Origin of the sequence: Microvirga sp. 2MCAF38, assembly GCF_052115485.1 — a bacterium.
GTDB lineage: Bacteria > Pseudomonadota > Alphaproteobacteria > Rhizobiales > Beijerinckiaceae > Microvirga.
In genome coordinates, this window is record NZ_JBFRGU010000004.1 from 78,254 (window position 1) to 96,228 (window position 17,975).

The following is a 17,975-nucleotide window of genomic DNA, read 5'->3' on the forward strand; positions in this document are numbered from 1 at the left end:
CAATTCATAAGAGGCAATGATGACGCAAGCGCGTGCGCGCCGTTCCGTCCTTTATGTTCCGGCCACCAATGAAAGGGCGATGACCAAGGCCGAATCGCTAGCCTGTGACGCGATCATTTTCGATCTCGAGGACGCAGTCGCTGCACCGGTCAAAGCCGATGCTCGCGCGGCGCTGCTAGCACATTTCTCCGCAAATCCGACTTCGACGAAGGAGCGTATCATCCGCGTCAATGCCGCCGCGACCGCTTGGGGCGCCGAAGACCTTGCCGCAGCGAGCGTCTGCAAGCCGGATGCGGTATTGCTGCCGAAGGTGGAGACTGCGGAACAGGTGCTCGCGGTTCGTACAGTGCTGGAGCGATCAAACGCTTCCGACACGCGGCTTTGGGCGATGATCGAGACGCCGCTCGGGATCGTCAATATCCGCGAGATCGCGGCTCTCGGAGCAAAACCTTCGATCGGGCTCGAATGTCTTGTCGCCGGCACCAACGATCTTGCCAAGGAAACCGGGCTACCGCTTCCCGAAGGGCGGTCCATCATGATGCTCTGGCTGGCCTCGGCGATCATCCACGCTCGCGCTTTCGAGCTCGACATTCTCGACGGAGTCTACAATGACTTCAACGATGCCGATGGCTTTACGGCCGAGTGTCGTCAGGGCGCGATTATGGGTTTCGACGGAAAGACGCTGATTCATCCCAAGCAGATCGAAGCCGCCAACGCGGCTTTCTCCCCAGACGCGGCCTCGATCGAGGAGGCGCACACTATCGTCGCCGCCTTTGCCGCGCCGGAAAATTCCCAGCGCGGTGTCCTATCGCTGAACGGCAAGATGGTTGAACGGCTTCACGTCGAAATGGCGATGCGCACACTCGCCAAGGCTGGGATTGTTTTCAACGGATGAATCGTCTGCCTACGATCCATCTCAGCCTGCCGGGCGGTTCTGTCGCAACTTTTTTGGAAATTCTCCTGCCCGGAGAGTCGGGGTATCGTATTTCTCAATGCAGTTCTTCCCAAGCTAGGGATCGCACCACCTTCTCTCCAGCCTCCACACGCAGCGAGAGACGGTTTTCGGGTGGGGGAAGGGGGGCAGGTTGCTAAAGCGGTGAAGGCGCAGGGCGGGTTAATCGCCTTGTTGAAATCGAGCACAATCATTTCACCCGCGATTTCACCGAACAGGAAGCGGCCCGCACCATAGGTCTCCTTCCCGAAGTCAGGCGGACATGAACCATGCCATCTTCAGCATACAGGATCCTTCCCGCATGTGCCGGTGTGCCTGAGATGACGAGATCGTTGTTGGGCGCCGAACCAAACCGCCATTCATCTGGCTAGAAGAGTTGATTGGGTGACGTCCGGGGCGCGCCGACGCTGGCGCGCTCAATGAGCTGCACTCCGACCGCGACACGACGCGTACTCAAGTCAGGATTGGCGGCTCTTTCGATCAGCATCGATACCGCAGAGTGCCCCATTTCGGCGCGTTTGATCCGCATGGTCGTCAAGGGCGGCCTGCTATGGAGCGCAATCGTCATGTCGTCGAAGCCGATCACGGAATAATCCGACGGGACCGTGAGCTTGCGTGCGTCCAAGGCGTGGAGAACGCCCAAGGCGATGACGTCATTGCTGCAGAAGAACGCCGTCACGCCGTCGAGGCGACCATCCTTGAAAGCACGATCGAGAATCGCAGGCATCTCGAATTCGGAAAGCTTCTCTTGTCCCAGATCGATGACGTGGCGGCTCGGATCGAACGTAATCCCGGCCCCTTCGAGAGCGTCCCGGAAGCCGTCAAGACGACGCCGCAAGGACAGCCTCAAGGGATGGGTGATGTAAACGATCTCCCGGTGACCGGCATCGAGCAGCCGCCGCGTCGCGACCCAGCCCGCGAACCGGTTGTCGGGCACGATGCTGCTGAGGCGCATCGTCGGATCGAGGCCGTTCACGATCACGGCCGGGATTCCACTCTCCACCACCTGGTCCAGCATGGCGGGCTGGTCGAGGCCCAGCAGCAACACGGACTTGGGAGCCTCGTTCCGAAAGATGTCGGCAACCGCAACATCCGCCTGCGGCCCATCCGTCGGCAGCAGACACACGTTTGTCTCGATGGAGTGCGCCTCGGCTTCGGCGATCATTCCCTGGAAGACATCTTCGTAGAACTGGCTGCCTGGGAAATAGCGGGCAAAAGTGATGATCGTCACGCTCTCGATATTCCCGCGCGAAGATCGCCCGGCCCGACCGAGATAGCCCAGTTCCTCGGCGACTTCGAGAATCCGCTGGCGGCTCTCGCTGCCCACGCCGGGTCGATTGTTGAGGACCTTGGAGACGGACGCAACGGACATGCCGGTTGCCTTCGCGATATCGTGCAACGTCGGCGTGCCGGGTTTGGTGTCCATCGTTTCAGCCTCTGACCGCGGATCCGTTCCGATCTGCGAAAGTCCGCCGCTTACCAGAAAAACTGGGTGTGCCCAAGCGAGCGCATCAAAGCTTCCATGAAATAATAATCACCGTATGGAAGCATGTTGTCCGCGTAGCCCGCCCGCACATTGGCTGCGCCATGATTCAGAAGACCGAGGGCGGCAGGGTTGGTCGTCAGATCGCAGGTCGCCAGAAGGCCGTCGAGCAGCCGATCGCCAAAGGCGGTCCAGTGCGCGGCTTCGTCTCCCGTGGTCAGGCTGGCAATGATGTAGACGCCTGCCGCCATGATGGCGCCCGCCGAGCTGTCGCGATGGGCCGGAGAGCCGTCGTCCAGCTTGTAATCCCACGCCGGCACCTGATCCCGGCCCATGAGAGCTTCGGCTTTCGCCGCCAGGCGCCGAGCGACGTTCAGCGCGGCTTCGTCTCCGGTGCTGAGAGCGCATTGGGCAAATCCATGGATCATCCAGGCCTGCCCGCGCGACCAGCACGATTCATGCGCAAAGCCTTGATGGGTTTCTCCACGAATCGGGTCTCCCGAGGCTGGATCGAAAACGAAGGTGTGGTAGCTCGTGTCGTCGTTGCGGATGAGGTGCTGTGCTGTCGTTGCGGCATGCGCGGCGGCGGCGGCGTGAAAATCCACGTGACCCGTCTCCCGATGCGCCCAGTGCAGGAGAGCAAGGTTTTGCATCGTGTCGGCGATCACGCGGCCGGCCACGAACACCGCGCGCGACCCGCCATGGGCAGGGCGTGGGTTCCAGGCTTGAATGTATTGACCCTCCTGGCGGAAGCGAGCCAGCAGGGCCTCCGCGGCTCGTAGACCTAGCTCCCGCGCCTCGGGTGAGCTGGTCATGAGCCAATCGGCGACGCAGCCCAGCGAAAACTGGAAGCCCAGATCGTGATCCTTGGCATGGTGATTTTGCAGAATCTGACGGAAGACCGGCCTACGGGCTCTGGCGGCATTGAGGAAAACCGGGTCGCCCGTGAGCTGAAGAGCTAGCCACAATTGGCCGGACTGGAAACTCACGACCCAGTCAAAGGGGCCGCAATAATCCCACGTCAGGTCCGCCCGGCCGATTTTGGGATTCCGCAGCCCGACGATCGGCATCGTTGCCCGAAGTTTCGCAATGCAGCGATCCAACGCCTGCTGGTAGCGGTCGGTGGTACGGGCGAGACCTGGCCGGTCGGTACTCTCGAAATAGGAATCGCGCTCTGCTCTCATGTGTCCTGTCCAGAAAGTTTCGTAAAATTTCTATTCAAAGAGAAATTTTCGTCAATGGAAAAAATTTTCAATTGACAACCCCGGCCGTCACCCGCAGGTTGCCCGCAACAAGAAGTCAAAAAGGCCCATCACTGAGGGAGGGGTCATGGAAACGCCATACCTTAGCGACGCGCGCAGCGTTGTCGTCGGGACGGCGCTGACACAGGGCGGTCGCCGCAGAAGCGCTTCAGACCTGTGCAGCCGCCTTGAGCCCTATGGCTTTCTCGTGCCCTGGCTCGTCGGCTTTTTTGCTCTGACGCTCGGTCCGGCGGTCAGTTCGCTTTATCTGTCCTTCACTGATTACGATCTGGTCGACGCCCCGTACTGGATCGGCATCGGAAACTACGTCCGCATCGCGAGCGATGACCCGCGTTTCTGGAAGGCGATGCAGGTCACGTTCACGTTCGTCGTTCTAGCGATGCCGTTAAAGCTGACCTTTGCGCTCACTGTCGCTGTCGCGCTCAACAAGGGGCTTAAAGGGCTTTCCTTCTTTCGGGCCATTTTCTATCTGCCATCCTTGCTGGGTGCGAGCGTCGCCATCGCGCTGCTTTGGCGGCAGATCTTTGCCGGTGACGGCCTGCTCAATCGACTTCTGGCTCATCTCATCGGCTATGACGGGCCGAGTTGGATTTCGACGCCCGGAACCGCGCTTTACACGCTCGTCCTACTCGCCGTCTGGCAGTTCGGCTCGCCGATGATCATTTTTCTCGCCGGACTGCGCCAGATCCCGAAGGACATGTACGAGGCGGCCAGCATCGATGGCGCGAGCGCCGGCAGGCAATTCTTCAAGATTACGCTGCCGCTGCTCACTCCCGTGATCTTCTTCAATGCGGTCATTCAGACCATTGATGCGTTCAAGGCCTTCACCTCGGCTTTCGTTATCAGCAACGGGAGCGGCGGACCCATCGACAGCACGCTCTTTTACACGCTGTATCTTTATCAAGAAGCTTTCGTGAATTTTCGCATCGGCTATGCCTCGGCTCTGGCCTGGGTGCTTGTCGTCATCATCTGCGTGTTCACGGCCTTGGCTTTCTTCTCGGCACGCTTCTGGGTGCACTACGATGACTGAGAGCACATCCGGCAATTCGCATGTAAGGCGTGCTCTGACTTACGCGGGTCTGATCGCGGCGAGCTTTGTCATGCTCTACCCGCTCTTGTGGATGGTCTCGAGTTCCTTCAAGCCGGACAATGAGATTTTCTCGTCTTCGTCGCTCTTTCCCAAAACGTTCAATTTCGATTCGTATTACCGCGGTTGGAATGGTTTGAGCGTCAGCTTCGGCCGCTTTTTCCTCAATTCTCTGATGCTCGCCGTGCTGGCGGTGGCCGGGAACGTGATGTCCTGCTCGCTTGCGGCCTACGCTTTTTCGAGGCTGCGCTTTGTCGGTCGGGATTTCTGGTTCGCGCTGATGCTGGGAACTTTGATGATGCCGCAGCACGCGGTTCTCATCCCGCAATACGTTCTTTTCCTCAATCTGGGTTGGGTGAATACGATCCTGCCGCTCGTGGTGCCGAAATTCCTGGCGATGGATGCGTTCTTCATCTTTCTCATGGTGCAGTTCTTTCGCGGTATCCCGCGCGAACTCGATGAAGCAGCCATCATGGATGGGTGCGGCCCGTGGCGGATTTACTTCAAGGTCATCCTGCCTCTGTCGATGCCGGTTCTGGCAACCGCTTCCATCTTCTCCTTCATCTGGACCTGGGACGATTTCTTCGCGCCGCTGATCTATCTGAACGATGCGCAGAGCTACACCGTGCAGCTCGGATTGCGCACTTTCGTGGATTCGAGCGGTCAGTCGGATTGGAGCGCGCTATTCGCGATGTCGACTCTGGCGGTCCTGCCCGTTTTCGTCCTGTTTCTCTTCTTCCAAAAACTCTTGATCGAGGGAATCGCGACGACGGGGATGAAGCGATGAGATTGAAACCGTGACGTTGACCGGGAGCCGGAGACCTATATGAGCAACCTCGTTCTCGATGGGATCATCAAACGTTTTGGCGGCGCAGAGGTCATCTGCGGCGTCGATCTCGATATCAAAAGCGGTGAGTTCATTGTCTTTGTCGGCCCCTCCGGCTGCGGAAAATCAACGCTGTTGCGCATGATCGCCGGGCTTGAGCCGATCTCGGAAGGGCAGATCAGCATCGACGGACAGCGGATGAACGAGCGGGCTGCAGCCGATCGCGGGATCGCGATGGTGTTCCAGTCCTATGCCCTCTACCCGCATATGACCGTCTACAAGAACATGGCCTTCGGTCTCGAGACGGCCCGCATGCCGAAGAACGAGATCGACCGCCGCGTCCGCAAGGCGGCCGAGATCCTCCAGGTGACACGCTTGCTCGACCGCAAGCCCAGGGCGCTCTCAGGCGGTCAGCGTCAGCGCGTTGCCATCGGACGCGCCATCGTGCGTGAGCCGAAGATCTTTTTGTTCGATGAGCCGCTGTCCAATCTCGATGCGGAGCTTCGTGTTCAGACGCGCGTGGAGATCGCCAAGCTGCACGCGGATATCGGCGCGACGATGATCTACGTGACGCACGATCAGGTCGAGGCGATGACTCTTGCCGACCGTATTGCGGTTCTGCGCGCGGGCCGCGTTGAACAGTTCGGTCGTCCGCTCGAAATTTACAACAAGCCTGCCAACCGGTTCGTCGCCGGTTTCATCGGATCGCCGAAGATGAATTTTCTCGCGGTGAAAAGCCGCTGCGTGCGCGGGGACGGCATCGTCATCGATCTCGCAGGGCGGGAACTGGTGATGGCTGGCATGGCGCACGCGGTGGCGTCATTGACTGGCGACGGGAATCTGACTCTCGGCGTGCGGCCTGAACACATCGAAATCGGCGGGTCCGGAGGCCTGCCGATCGGTCAGATCAGGGTCGAGCATGTGGAGCATCTCGGCAGCCAGACATTGATCTATGGCCAATTGTCGGATGGGCAGCCCCTGACAATCATCTGCGATGGTCAGAAGGGCGCGCGCATGGGGGACGTCATGGATGTCGAGGTCAATGCCGCGTTCTGCCACCTGTTCGACCCCGATGGTCGAACCCTCACCTGATGAGGGACGACTGATAATGCACATAAACCAGAGGAGGAACCAATGATCAGTAGACGAGACTTGCTACAACGAACCATGGCGCTCGGTGCGGGCGCATTGGCGTCACAAATGCCCTTCCTTCCGGCGCAGGCGGCCAATGCGGCCTTGCGGCTTTACTGGTGGGGCTCGCCGGATCGCTCCAAGCGGACACTGGATGTCGCCAAGCTCTTCGAGCAGTCGCATCCCGGCGTCCAGGCGACAGGCGAGTCGGTAGGCGGGGATTATTGGACCAAGCTCGCCACAATGGTGGTCGGGCGCAACCTGCCGGATGTGGTGCAATTCGAGCCGACCACATTCCCCGATTATTATCGTCGCGGGGCCATGCTCGATTTGGACGGTTATCTCGGCAAAGGCATCAAGACCGACAAATTCGGTCCGGGCACTCTCGGTCTCACGCGCATTGACGGTAAGGTCGCCGGTATCGCTCTCGGCGTGAACTCGTTTGCCGTGATCTATGATGCCGAGGCGTTCGAGAAAGCCGGCATGAAGCCGCCGACAGGCCAGACCACCTGGAAGGAGTTCGCCGATCTCTCCGTCGAACTCACCAAGGCGCTGGGCAAGGACAAGGTCTGGGCGTCACCCAATGCGGCCCGCTACAACCACCTCTTCGATGTGTGGCTGCATCAGCGTGGCAAGGGCCTTTACACCGAGGCCGGTCAACTCGGCTTCACTGTCGATGATGCGAAAGAGTGGTACGATTATTGGGATACGTTGCGCAAACGCGGCGGCTGCGTTGCGCCCGACATTCAATCGCTCGACCAGAACATGATCGATTCCAATCCGCTGGCTCGCGGCAATAGCGTGATGTCGTTCGCGTATTCCAACCAGCTCATCGGGTATCAATCGGTGCTGAAGCAGAAGCTCGGCATCACGACTCCGCCCGTGACAAGCACTGGAGGACCTTCGGGGTTGTATTATCGTCCGGCGTTGATCTGGTGCATCGGCAAGACCACCAAGAACCCGGATGAGGCCGCAGCCTTCATCGACTTCTTCGTGAATGACCAGGAAGCCGGAAAGATCTTGGGCGTCGAGCGCGGAGTGCCGGTGAATCTGGACGTTCGCGAGACCGTGAAGCCGACCACCGACGACGTGTCGCGCATGACGATCGACTACGTCAACGCCATTGGTGGTCGCGTGGGAGCATACCCGCCGCCGGCTCCCAAGGGAGCGACCGAGTTCGACCAGATGGTGCTGCGGCCGATTGCCGATCAGCTTTCTTTCGGTCAGCTCACGGTCGCGGAGGCAGCCGAGCGTCTCATCGCGGAGGGCAAGCGCGTCCTTCGCGTCTGATACATCGGCGCAGCATCGTCGGTGCTGCGCCTTTCCCCATTTTGAGGTGTCGCCGTCCGCAGACGGCGAGGAATGATCCATGCCTACCTATGATCCGCCTGCTCGTCTCTTCAATCCCATGGCGAATAATCCTTGCCGGACGCGCGAGGATGTCGAGCAGGCATTGCAGGCGCTCGTGCGTCCACTGGAGCCGTTTCGGTCTCCCGGCGGCGCACGCGTGCGGCTGGATACGGCGGCGGCCCATTTCGATGTGGTGGCAGCTGATTTCGAAGGCTTTGCCCGTCCGCTCTGGGGCCTTGCGCCCGCGGCTGCGGGCGGTGCGACTTGGATCGACTGGAAGCCCGTCGCGCGCGGCCTTGCTGCAGGTACGGATCCCACACATCCCGAATACTGGGGCGATGTTCGGGATCGGGATCAGCGTCTTGTCGAACTTGCCGCCATCGGCCTCACTCTTCGGCTCGTGCCGGAGCATGTCTGGGATCCGCTGTCAGATACCCAGAAAAACAACGTGGCCCAATACCTGCTGTCGGCACGGCAAAGGGAGTACGTGGACAACAACTGGCAATTCTTCCGGCTCATGCTCGATCTCGGACTGAAGGCGATTGGTGTGCCTTTCGACCCCGCGCCGTCCGACAGGTATCGGGAGAACCTCGATGCTCTTTACCTGGGAGACGGTTGGTATCGCGATGGCGCCCCACGACATGTCGACCACTATATTCCGTTTGCGTTCCACTTCTACGGCCTGATCCTGGCGGCTCTCGATGACGATCCGCGCAATGAACGCTACCGGGAGCGCGCCAGGATTTTCGCAGCCGAAATTGCCCGATGGTATGCAGATGACGGGGCTGCTCTCGTATTCGGTCGCTCGATGACCTATCGCTTCGCCACGGCAGGAATTTGGGGGGCGCTCGTCTTCGCCGGCGAGGAGGCGCTGCCGTGGGGCGTCATCAAGGGCTATTACCTTCGCCTGCTGCGCTGGTGGACCCGACAACCCATTGCGGGTCGCGACGGCATCCTGTCGGTCGGCTACACCTATCCCAGCCTACTCATGTCGGAGAACTACAACTCCCCCGGCTCGCCCTATTGGGCGCTCAAGGCCTTTTTACCGCTTGCTCTTCCGGCCGATCATCCCTTTTGGGTGGCAGAGGAGCAGCCATGCCCGGTACGGCCGAAGCCGACCGCACAGCGCCATCCAGGCATGCTTGTCGCCAATCCTCCCGGCGACGCCATCGCTCTTGCCAGCGGGCAGCAGAACTTGTCCATGCGCTTCGGCGCCGAGAAGTATGCCAAGTTCGTCTATTCCGCCCGCTACGGGTTCAGCGTTGAGAGTGACGAACGCCGGTTCTTCGATGCCGTCTTCGATGGCACTATCGGGTTCAGCGACGACGGCAGGCACGGCCGAACCCGCGAGGTCAATGACAAGGCGTTGATCGCCGATGACACGCTTTACGCCCTCTGGCGGCCGTTTCCGGATGTCGAAGTCGAAAGCTGGATCTACTGGGCCGAGCCTTTTCATGTCCGCGTCCATCGTGTCCGCACTCCCCGCGCGCTACACACGATCGAGGGCGGTTTCGCCGTGGCGCTGCAGGCTGATCTTCTGCCAATGCTTGAGGACGGGCCGGGACAAGCCCTTGCCGAAACCTCGGCCGATTTATCCGCAATCGTCGATCTGGGTTCGACCGTAACGCGGACGGGCCGGGCCCATCGCGCACCCCCGAACACGAATCTCATTGCGCCGAAAACGGTCGTGCCGCAATTACTCGGCGATATTCCGGCCGGCGAGAGCCTGCTCATGTGCGCCGTGGTGGCGCAAGGCGATCCCGCTGCGGTTCGAAGAGTGCTCGGAACCTTGCCGCCGCGTCCCGATCTCGCTGCGCTGGAGAAGCTCGTGGCGATGCGCGGCGTGCCGGTCTCGGCCATGACGGGCGCCGCGGACCGGTAAATCAACGACAGTTCAGTTCCTTGTGAGTCAGGAGGTTTTCATGGATACGCGTCAGGCCGTGCATTACGAGCACGCCGAAGCCTTGGGTGCGACTGATCTTCGCCGTCATTTCGTCATCGACCGAATGTTCGCGCCGGGATCGCTTGAAGCGACATACACCCATTACGACCGGATGATGGTAGCTGGTGTGATGCCGACCTCCAGCTCACTCCGGTTTGGACCTGAACATTCGGCATCGGTCGGTGCGAATTTTCTGCTGGAACGGCGCGAGCTTGGCCTGATCAATATCGGGGGCCCCGGCCGCATCGTCGCGGACGGCTCGGCCTATGACATCGGTTTCCAGGACGGTCTCTATCTGTCCATGGGCACGAAGGAGATCGTGTTCGAGAGCCTCGATCAGGGAAACCCGGCCAAGTTCTATGTCAACACTTGCCCAGCCCATGCGGCGCTGCCCTCGCGCCGTATCGCACGGGAGGAGGCCATCGCGAACGCCCTTGGTGACGCGGTGACTGCCAACAAGCGCAAGCTGTACCAGTACCTGCATCCGAAGGTGCTGCCGACATGCCAGCTGCTGATGGGCTTGACTCGACTTGAGACGGGAAGCGTCTGGAATACGATGCCGGCGCATACTCATGACCGCCGCATGGAGGCCTATCTGTACTTTGAATTACCCGAGGATGCCTTCGTTGTTCATCTCATGGGACGTCCCAACGCCACCCGTCACCTCATCATGCGCAACGAACAGGCGGTCTTATCACCCCCATGGTCCATCCATTGCGGTGCCGGAACCGGCGCCTATGCCTTTATCTGGAGCATGGCGGGCGATAACCAGCTCTTCACCGACATGGATATGGTCGCCATGAGAGACGTGCTCTGAGGATCCAAGGCGCGGCCTTTCGATCGGGCGCAGAGCGCAAGCTTTGAACTGTCGCTTGCTGCAGGGCTCGCGCGAGGGTGCGCGCCTGGGGTTGCAGGAGCGCACAGGTCGGCGAACCCTGGAATCGAGCTGTTACTGATGTCTGAAAGAAAGGGTGCCGTTTCTTGTGACCCGTTCAGGGCTGCCAGTTAGCTCAAAGCAGATTGTAACTTAAAGTCGCATTTCGTTGAAGCAATACAAAATTATGGTTGTAAATCAATAGTTTTAGCCTCCGAGAGGATAAGCTTTCCGGTTGTTCAGAGAGTTTTTTCAATCTGCAAGTTCGGTAATCGTAGCGGCCAAGGTTAAAGAACCATTAGAGGACGCTCGCGATGTGGGGACATTTCAGACACGCTCTACGGCGAGCAGGGCCGCGACACCTTCTGTTTAACACCGCGCTGAATGCCACGAGCAATGTCGACCAGATCGTCGGCTTCAATGTCGCCGAGGATCGGATCGAGCTGAGCCGCGCGATCTTTGGCGGGTTCGGGGCCAAGGTGTCGCTGGCGATCGGCGACAAGGCGAACGCCGCAGGGCCTCAGATCGTCTACACAACAAGACGGGCGAATTGTTCTACGATGTGGATGGCACGGGGCTTCGTGCACAGGTGAAGTTTGCGTGATTGGTGCCAACCTGGCGCTGACTCAGGATCACTTCATCCTGTGATTTTCTAATGCGGGGTTTGAAGCGGGATGAAAAAGCCAAAGGGCATTAAGATTGTCTCTGAGGAGATTGCAGAAGCCTCTGCACGCACATTGGCAATGGCGAGCGTGGAACTGACACCTGAGGAATTGGCTGTACTGGAGATCGAAGTGGCATGGCTGCACTGGAGATCCGACTTTCGTAAGATCGTTGTCGGTTCCGGCCAGCTGCGTACTTCCTGGCGCAACATCTTCGAGGCAGACGCAACCTTGAGTCTCATCGCTCACAGATGGCTTACGAAGGCGCCCATCACACTCAAAGAGATTGCGACCTATTTATCCGAATTCACCACTGAGGCAACGATATCCCGTCACATAGACGACATGGAATATGCGGGAATGTTGGAGCGGGTGAGGGATCCCACTGACAACCGAAGATTACTCCTTATTCCGACTGAACGCCTGCTCATTGTAGGGCGAAATTTCCTCCAAGCCCGGCTTGCGCTTATGAACAGCAACGGCTTTGACGTAAGTGTCTCAAAGTCAAAATGACCTCCAAACTGCAATTAATGCCCTTTGGTCAACGAGGTTGAAATATATATATATAGCTCCGGCGCAAGATCAGGTCTGCGTCAACGATACATGCGGAAACCAAAGCTGATTGCTTCAAAGTAGAAGCCTTCATCATTGGCCGAATAAGTTTCGCGCTCCGAAACACTTGTCGGCGCGCGCGCATAGTCCACCGCATAATTTACAACGGTTCACGATGGCAGCGTTCAGGCTTTCATCGAATGCATTGGCGCGTCCAATTGCGATCTACCGGGTCGGGTGAAAGATGGCTGTAAGTGAAGTAAACTACCGTACAGTTTTGTATGTCGATCATAATGAAAATAGCCGATCGGCATTCGCTGCAGGCCTGCGCAACATCGGTTACGTTGTCGTCGAGGCAGAAAGTGCCAAAGACGCGATTGCGATGCTTGGCGACAACTCTCCCGACTTTATCATTTGCGATGACGCACTCCCTAACCTCGCTGCCGTCGAATTACTCAAGGCAGTGCGTGAGAACCACAGTAGCCTGGATGCCACGCCGTTCATCCTTGTTTCGGCATGTGCTGATCGCAAAGAAGTGCTCCGTCTGCGAGAGCTCGGCGCCGACGATATTCTTTCGAAGCCTATAGATTTAGAGATTGTGGAAGTGACGCTTCAAGCGTGCTCTGCACAAGTCAGACGTCTTCAACGGAGCAAGCCGCATTTCTTGGAGCGTCGCGATACGAGTGGTAACGCGGGTAATTCAGCAGATGTTGAGGTATCGTTCTCCAATCTTGCTGAAACATTGGACGGCATGTCGCGGGGTGTTATCTATCTTGATAGCTCGGGCGTCATACGAAATATGAATAGGACTGCCGATACCATTATTTCTGAAGGAAGCGCTCTGCAAATCATTTCGGGGCGGCTTTCAATAACGCGGCCGCCCTCTGCTCGAAGCTTCCGGGACGCTGTTCGTGCCGCAACTGCGCAAAAGCCATGTTCTAGTATCGTGCCGATTCCACGCGAGACGCAAACGCCGCTCGTTCTTCACGTTTGCCCTTTGGAGACTGGCGGCCGTAACGGCCTGCCAACTGTCGCGATTGTGATCATCGATCCATCTGTTCCCCCTCCTCTATCAGCTCCAATCATCGCACAGATCTATGGCCTTACACGTAGCGAAGCGCGGATCGCCGTGGCTCTCGCGCATGGCAATCGATTGGATGAGATTGCGGAGCTATTCAGCGTCTCTCCGGCAACGATCGCCTTTCATGTTCAGAACCTCTTTCGCAAAACGCAAACGACACGGCAAAGCGAGCTGGTTGCATTGTTATTGCGAAGTTCGATCAGCACTCCAGTACTGCAAATCGCCGCTTAGAGCGGTCTAGCATTGGAGGCCGGGTTGCGAATTTCAGGAAAGGATTAATTATTTCCTGAAGGATTTTTTCAAAACCCTGACAGAGCGTTTCAAGATCAAATTTTGCCGTCGAATGATTGGCCGATTCAAACAACTGCCTATCGGCAATGTGGAAATCTTCAGCTTATTTTCAAAGGTAGATAGTTAGGGCTTCCCGTGTTTAATCCCGAGCGACTTTCATCGACAGACAGCTATACGATTCTTTGCGTCGACGATGATGCACGAACCCGTGCCGATGTCGCCGAAGTGCTTGGCTCTGCTGGGTTCTTAGTCCAGGAAGCGGGCGACGGCGCCGCGGCACTTGAGATCCTAAAACATAGCAGGCCGGATCTCATTCTGTGCGATATTTCCATGCCAATCGTCGGGGGGTATGAGCTCCTGCGTCTTGTGCGAGAGAGACACCCGTCTCTTAATGATGTCCCTTTCATGTTTCTTTCGGTTCTTTCCGATCGCAAGGGCATCATCGAAGGGAAGCACGTCGGTGCTGACGACTACCTCATCAAGCCAGTCGATTATGATGTATTGCTTGCGACAGTGCGAGCTCGCATTGACCAAGTAGGACGCATTAAGAGGAGTGTAGTCTCGGAGTTGGAACGTGAGAGCCAATTCATACTTGCGTCGACGATACTCGATGCTCAAGGCGCTTTCGACAGTATGGCTCGTACTTTGGACGGCATGGCGAAGGGCGTGATCTTTCTCGATAGCGACGGTCATCTTCAGCAAATGAACCGCTCAGCGACAGAAATCCTTGAGAAGAATAGCGGCCTCATCGCATCAGCCAATCGCCTGAGCTCAACTTCAAAAGAGACTACTCGAGCTTTGCGGCAAGCCATTGCCAATGCACCAAATCAATCATCCCGGACCACTACCCTCTCTATCGAAAGGGAGAATGGAAGGCCGCTTATTGTACACATTTGTTCGCTCGGCACACGCGAGACACGCAACCTGCCCTCTGTCGTTATTCTTGTTATAGATCCCGACGATCGTCCTCGGCCGGCCCCTAGCCTTACCGCACGCATGTATGACCTCACCAATGCTGAGACCAGACTCGCTGTCGCATTGGCGGATGGAAAACGACTCGACGAGATTGCGAATGAGTTCTCCGTTGCTCAGACGACCATTTCATTCCACCTTCAGAACCTTTTTCGCAAAACAAAGACGTCACGGCAGACAGATCTAGTCGCTCTGTTGCTTCGAGGCGCGTTAGCCCTTCGCGTAGACGAGCCATTAGCCCAGAGGAAGTTTGGCGGGATGGATGTCTCGCAGGTCAAATGATGGCGACAAAGACGAATGCTGCCTGCTGGCACAGTGAAATAGCCACGACAACCTCATGGCTCGCTTCGGTACGACGCGGCGCATGGCAGGTTGCTAGATTTATATAACCCAAGGAAGGACTACAGATGACAACGACTGTTTCCAGTCTCAACGGCGACAACGTCACGTTCAATAAAACTAACATGACTGTTCACTTAGACCTCAATTCAGATTCCCTGGTTTCAACCAGCGGCGGCATTGCCGACATTCAGGTCGCTTTGTTGGTTGGGGCTGACCCGGTTTACGATCGTTTGGGGATTGATCCTGCGAGCGGGATCACGCTCTCCAACGGCATCAACACAGGTAGTGTCGTCACGATCGGCCAGATCGTCGGTGTCATCGAGCTTGGGGGCACAGGAACGCATAATTTCCATGTGAAATTTGACGCCGAACATCGAGCGACAGCCGCTGCTGCCCAGCAGTTTGTCCGCGCTCTGACTTTTACGAACACGGCCACAACTCTCGAAGAGAATTTTCTGCGATCGGTTCTCATCGGAGTCTACGATGACGTTGGAGGCGGAAGCACCAATTTCGTTTCGATTACAAAGGGAACGGGTACTGGCGGCGGAAGTGTAAACGCACCGCCCGTCATCGGTGTCAACCTGCCGTATATGGAGATTTCAGAAGGGGCTAGCCCTTTCTCTTGGACGACGATCAGTGACGCGAATGACGACAATCTCAGTATCACGGTGGTTGTCAGCGATCCTATGCAAGGCTCCTTTTTGGCGTCAAGCCTCGGCGGTGGCAGCTATGATGCCGTGTCCGGGACCTATTCGATCAGCGGGACGCAAGCGCAGGTGCAAGCAGGTCTTCAGGGCTTGGTCTTCATTCCGAAGGGTGTTCCCGAGAGCGCCAAGGCTTCTGTCTCTCCGATAACTTTCAAGATAACCGCAAGCGATGGAAAGGCTTCCACTTTCGCTGTTTATGCTGCGGATGTTTGGACGAACAAGGCTGACGTACTCAAAGGTACGTCCCGCAGCGATAAACTCTATGGCTATAGTGGCAAGGACAAGCTCTCGGGCAACGGTGGCAACGATAAGCTCTTTGGTGGATCGGGCAATGATACGCTCAGCGGCGGCTCGGGGAAGGACGCGTTCGTGTTCGATACCGAGCCGAACAAAAGCACCAACAAGGACAAGATCGTCGATTTCAATGTGAGAGATGACTCGATTTGGCTCGACAACGCGATCTTCACTAAGCTCGGTAAGTCCGGAACGGAGGCCAAGCCCGCACAGCTGAAGAGCGGCTACTTTACAATTGGTTCTAAGGCGAAGGACAAGAACGACTATATCATTTACGACGACAAGAAGGGCATCCTTTACTATGACGCCGACGGTTCCGGAAAAGGCAAGGCGGTGGAGTTTGCCAGCGTCTCCAAGAACCTCGCCATGACCTACAAGGACTTCTTCGTCGTCTAAGTCATATCTCGGCTACCATCATAGACCCGTCCGGCTCCAGCCGGGCGGGTTTGTGTCTTTCGTCGTCTACAGGCGATCTGGCCGGAGTTGCCGGTCGTCGCGGCTCTGCCGATCCTCTGCCAACGCGCCCTCTGTACTGGTCGCGGCTGCTCGTCTGGCGAATGGCGATAGCGTCCTAACGAGCCTGACCTGCTGCGAAACCCAAGCGGGGACAAGCCCTTCTCTTAATCTAACCCTTTGTGACGGTTTCCATTTCGTGCTCGCGGTAAAGGCTCGCTTGGTATGCTTGCTGATGTCTAAAAATCGAAATTCTATTTAAACGACTAGTTTTAAATTTCGCCTTTCATGCATTGATGCTCTGTAACGAAAAAACATCGATCGATATCGATGTAGCAGGGGCAGACTTGGTGACACGATGCTTTGAATGGGAGAGATCCCCACGGTGCGAAAGCGCGTCGTGGTGTGATGCCCTCATGAATATGCGTCGGCTCGCAACCGGAAATACGGACAAGTCGTCGTCGAACGTTAATCTCGCCGCGTCAGCGGCTCTCTCGCCTTGTCGCGTAGTCAATAGCGGCAAGCGAAATTGCAATGCACCATACGAGGGGGCGTAAAAGTGTCTTATCCTTCAACCCAAGAAAACGTTTCTGTGTCGAATGTCACGGCGTCCCAGTCGCTTGTGCCTCCGCTGGCTTGGGGGAGCGAGCTGACGATCACCTCGAAGCCGGGGTCGGGTGAGTACGCATCCCGTGTTATCGGTCTTCGCGACGGGCATATCTTGGTTGTCTACCGCGATGGAGGCGACGGCACGATCAAGGGCCAGCTTCTCAACGCAGACGGAAGTATCGCCGGATCCGCATATACTATCTACAGTGAAATCGCCGGGACGTCGACGTTCGGCAATTTTGATGTCGTGCAACTCGGCAACGGCCAAGCATCCCTCGTTTTCGAGGATGTTTCTGTAATAGGCGCTTACCATAAGCGCGTGATGTCGAAAACCTTTGATCCTCTGACCGGAGCCCTGGGTAGTACTCATACTATTGCGGACTCGGGGACCTATGACCGTGAGTTGCAGAGTGTTTCGGCCCTGGGCGATAGCGGACTTGCTGTCGATGCCTGGGGCGGAGCGATGCTGATGGGGTATATTTACGTCAAACCATCCGAGATTGAAGTATCTCGACAATTAGGCAGCAAAGTTTCTACTCCAGATTTAACTCAAGACTCAATAATTTCTACAGTTTTGAAAGCTGGAGCAATCGTTACGTACAACGTGAAAACGGAATACAATCCGGCGAATGGGCTGTATTTTAGCTCTATTGAAGGGCATTACTACAATGCTGACGGAACGATTTGGCAGCAGAACGGGGGATACTCCAAATTTAATGTGAGTTCTAGAACAACGCTCCCTTCCGTTGTCCTAAAAGAAGCCGCCCCACTTCCGAATGGTAAGGTTGCCGTTGTTTACAGCATGGACGGGTTTCTCTGGGTTAATACTGGAGGGGATTCCAACATCCGGATTGGTGGCGATGGAGCGCATAAATTTGAAATCCTGAGCGATGGTGGTTTCGTCATCACGTGGGAATTTGGCACCGACATTCATGCGAGTGTTTTCAAACCTGACGGTAGCGTTCTGCGGGGAGATTTCATTGTAAACTCCAATACGACTGGCGTTCAGTCGCATTACGACGTTACGGCGCTTGCTGACGGCCGCTTTATGGTTACCTGGGGCACAGCTCCAGACAGCCAGTTCTGGAGCCTTGATATCCACGGA

16 protein-coding genes are annotated in these 17,975 nt (G+C 57.2%); 12 read left to right on the forward strand and 4 right to left on the reverse strand.

All coding sequences use genetic code 11. The annotated features are described in order from the left end of the window. The first annotated feature begins 19 nt into the window (after nt 1-19). Complete coding sequence (locus AB4072_RS09405) at nt 20-895, forward strand: HpcH/HpaI aldolase/citrate lyase family protein (protein WP_441967431.1); 876 nt, start codon at nt 20-22, stop codon at nt 893-895. Here the strand turns inward: AB4072_RS09405 and AB4072_RS09410 are convergent. From AB4072_RS09410 to AB4072_RS09420, 3 genes are all read right to left on the reverse strand, one after another. Further along, on the reverse strand, nt 838-1,146 hold the full coding sequence (locus AB4072_RS09410) for a DUF1684 domain-containing protein (RefSeq protein ID WP_441967433.1): 309 nt from the start codon (nt 1,144-1,146) through the stop codon (nt 838-840). The genes AB4072_RS09405 and AB4072_RS09410 overlap by 58 nt on opposite strands. A gap of 173 nt (nt 1,147-1,319) precedes the next feature. Beyond that, a complete protein-coding gene (locus AB4072_RS09415) occupies nt 1,320-2,378 on the reverse strand; it encodes a LacI family DNA-binding transcriptional regulator (protein ID WP_441967435.1) in 1,059 nt (352 codons plus the stop codon). Between the two features lie 50 nt (nt 2,379-2,428). Next, nucleotides 2,429-3,619 carry a hypothetical protein gene (locus tag AB4072_RS09420; RefSeq protein WP_441967437.1) on the reverse strand — a complete coding sequence of 397 codons (1,191 nt, stop codon included), beginning with the start codon at nt 3,617-3,619 and terminating at the stop codon, nt 2,429-2,431. 145 nt (nt 3,620-3,764) lie between these two features. On the opposite strand from AB4072_RS09420, the gene AB4072_RS09425 reads away from it, so the two are divergent. The 11 genes from AB4072_RS09425 (at nt 3,765) to AB4072_RS09475 (ending at nt 16,204) form a co-directional block, all read left to right on the forward strand. After that, on the forward strand, nt 3,765-4,727 hold the full coding sequence (locus AB4072_RS09425; protein ID WP_441967438.1) for a carbohydrate ABC transporter permease: 963 nt from the start codon (nt 3,765-3,767) through the stop codon (nt 4,725-4,727). Next, a complete protein-coding gene (locus tag AB4072_RS09430) occupies nt 4,720-5,571 on the forward strand; it encodes a carbohydrate ABC transporter permease (protein WP_441967440.1) in 852 nt (283 codons plus the stop codon). The genes AB4072_RS09425 and AB4072_RS09430 overlap by 8 nt, the downstream gene beginning before the upstream one ends. Nucleotides 5,572-5,610: 39 nt before the next feature. Then, nucleotides 5,611-6,702 carry an ABC transporter ATP-binding protein gene (locus AB4072_RS09435; RefSeq protein ID WP_441967442.1) on the forward strand — a complete coding sequence of 364 codons (1,092 nt, stop codon included), beginning with the start codon at nt 5,611-5,613 and terminating at the stop codon, nt 6,700-6,702. A 42-nt stretch (nt 6,703-6,744) separates the two neighbouring features. After that, nucleotides 6,745-8,031 (forward strand): ABC transporter substrate-binding protein, encoded by a 1,287-nt coding sequence (locus AB4072_RS09440; protein ID WP_441967443.1) that lies wholly within the window; start codon nt 6,745-6,747, stop codon nt 8,029-8,031. A gap of 79 nt (nt 8,032-8,110) precedes the next feature. After that, nucleotides 8,111-9,973: a DUF2264 domain-containing protein gene (locus AB4072_RS09445; protein ID WP_441967445.1), complete on the forward strand. Its 1,863-nt coding sequence runs from the start codon at nt 8,111-8,113 to the stop codon at nt 9,971-9,973. Nucleotides 9,974-10,013: 40 nt separating this feature from the next. Then, nucleotides 10,014-10,850 carry a 5-dehydro-4-deoxy-D-glucuronate isomerase gene (gene kduI, locus AB4072_RS09450; RefSeq protein ID WP_441967447.1) on the forward strand — a complete coding sequence of 279 codons (837 nt, stop codon included), beginning with the start codon at nt 10,014-10,016 and terminating at the stop codon, nt 10,848-10,850. Nucleotides 10,851-11,221: 371 nt separating this feature from the next. After that, the gene (locus tag AB4072_RS09455; protein WP_441967448.1) at nt 11,222-11,500 is read left to right on the forward strand and encodes a hypothetical protein; all 279 of its coding nucleotides are present in this window, start codon (nt 11,222-11,224) and stop codon (nt 11,498-11,500) included. Between the two features lie 81 nt (nt 11,501-11,581). Further along, nucleotides 11,582-12,082, forward strand: a complete 501-nt coding sequence (locus AB4072_RS09460; RefSeq protein ID WP_441967450.1) for a MarR family transcriptional regulator — start codon at nt 11,582-11,584, stop codon at nt 12,080-12,082. 283 nt (nt 12,083-12,365) lie between these two features. After that, the gene (locus AB4072_RS09465; protein WP_441967452.1) at nt 12,366-13,433 is read left to right on the forward strand and encodes a response regulator; all 1,068 of its coding nucleotides are present in this window, start codon (nt 12,366-12,368) and stop codon (nt 13,431-13,433) included. 195 nt (nt 13,434-13,628) lie between these two features. Next, a complete protein-coding gene (locus tag AB4072_RS09470; protein ID WP_441967454.1) occupies nt 13,629-14,747 on the forward strand; it encodes a response regulator in 1,119 nt (372 codons plus the stop codon). 125 nt (nt 14,748-14,872) lie between these two features. Further along, the gene (locus AB4072_RS09475; protein WP_441967456.1) at nt 14,873-16,204 is read left to right on the forward strand and encodes a calcium-binding protein; all 1,332 of its coding nucleotides are present in this window, start codon (nt 14,873-14,875) and stop codon (nt 16,202-16,204) included. Nucleotides 16,205-17,621: 1,417 nt separating this feature from the next. Here AB4072_RS09475 and AB4072_RS09480 read toward each other — a convergent pair. Further along, complete coding sequence (locus tag AB4072_RS09480; protein WP_441967458.1) at nt 17,622-17,972, reverse strand: hypothetical protein; 351 nt, start codon at nt 17,970-17,972, stop codon at nt 17,622-17,624. Nucleotides 17,973-17,975: the final 3 nt, after the last annotated feature.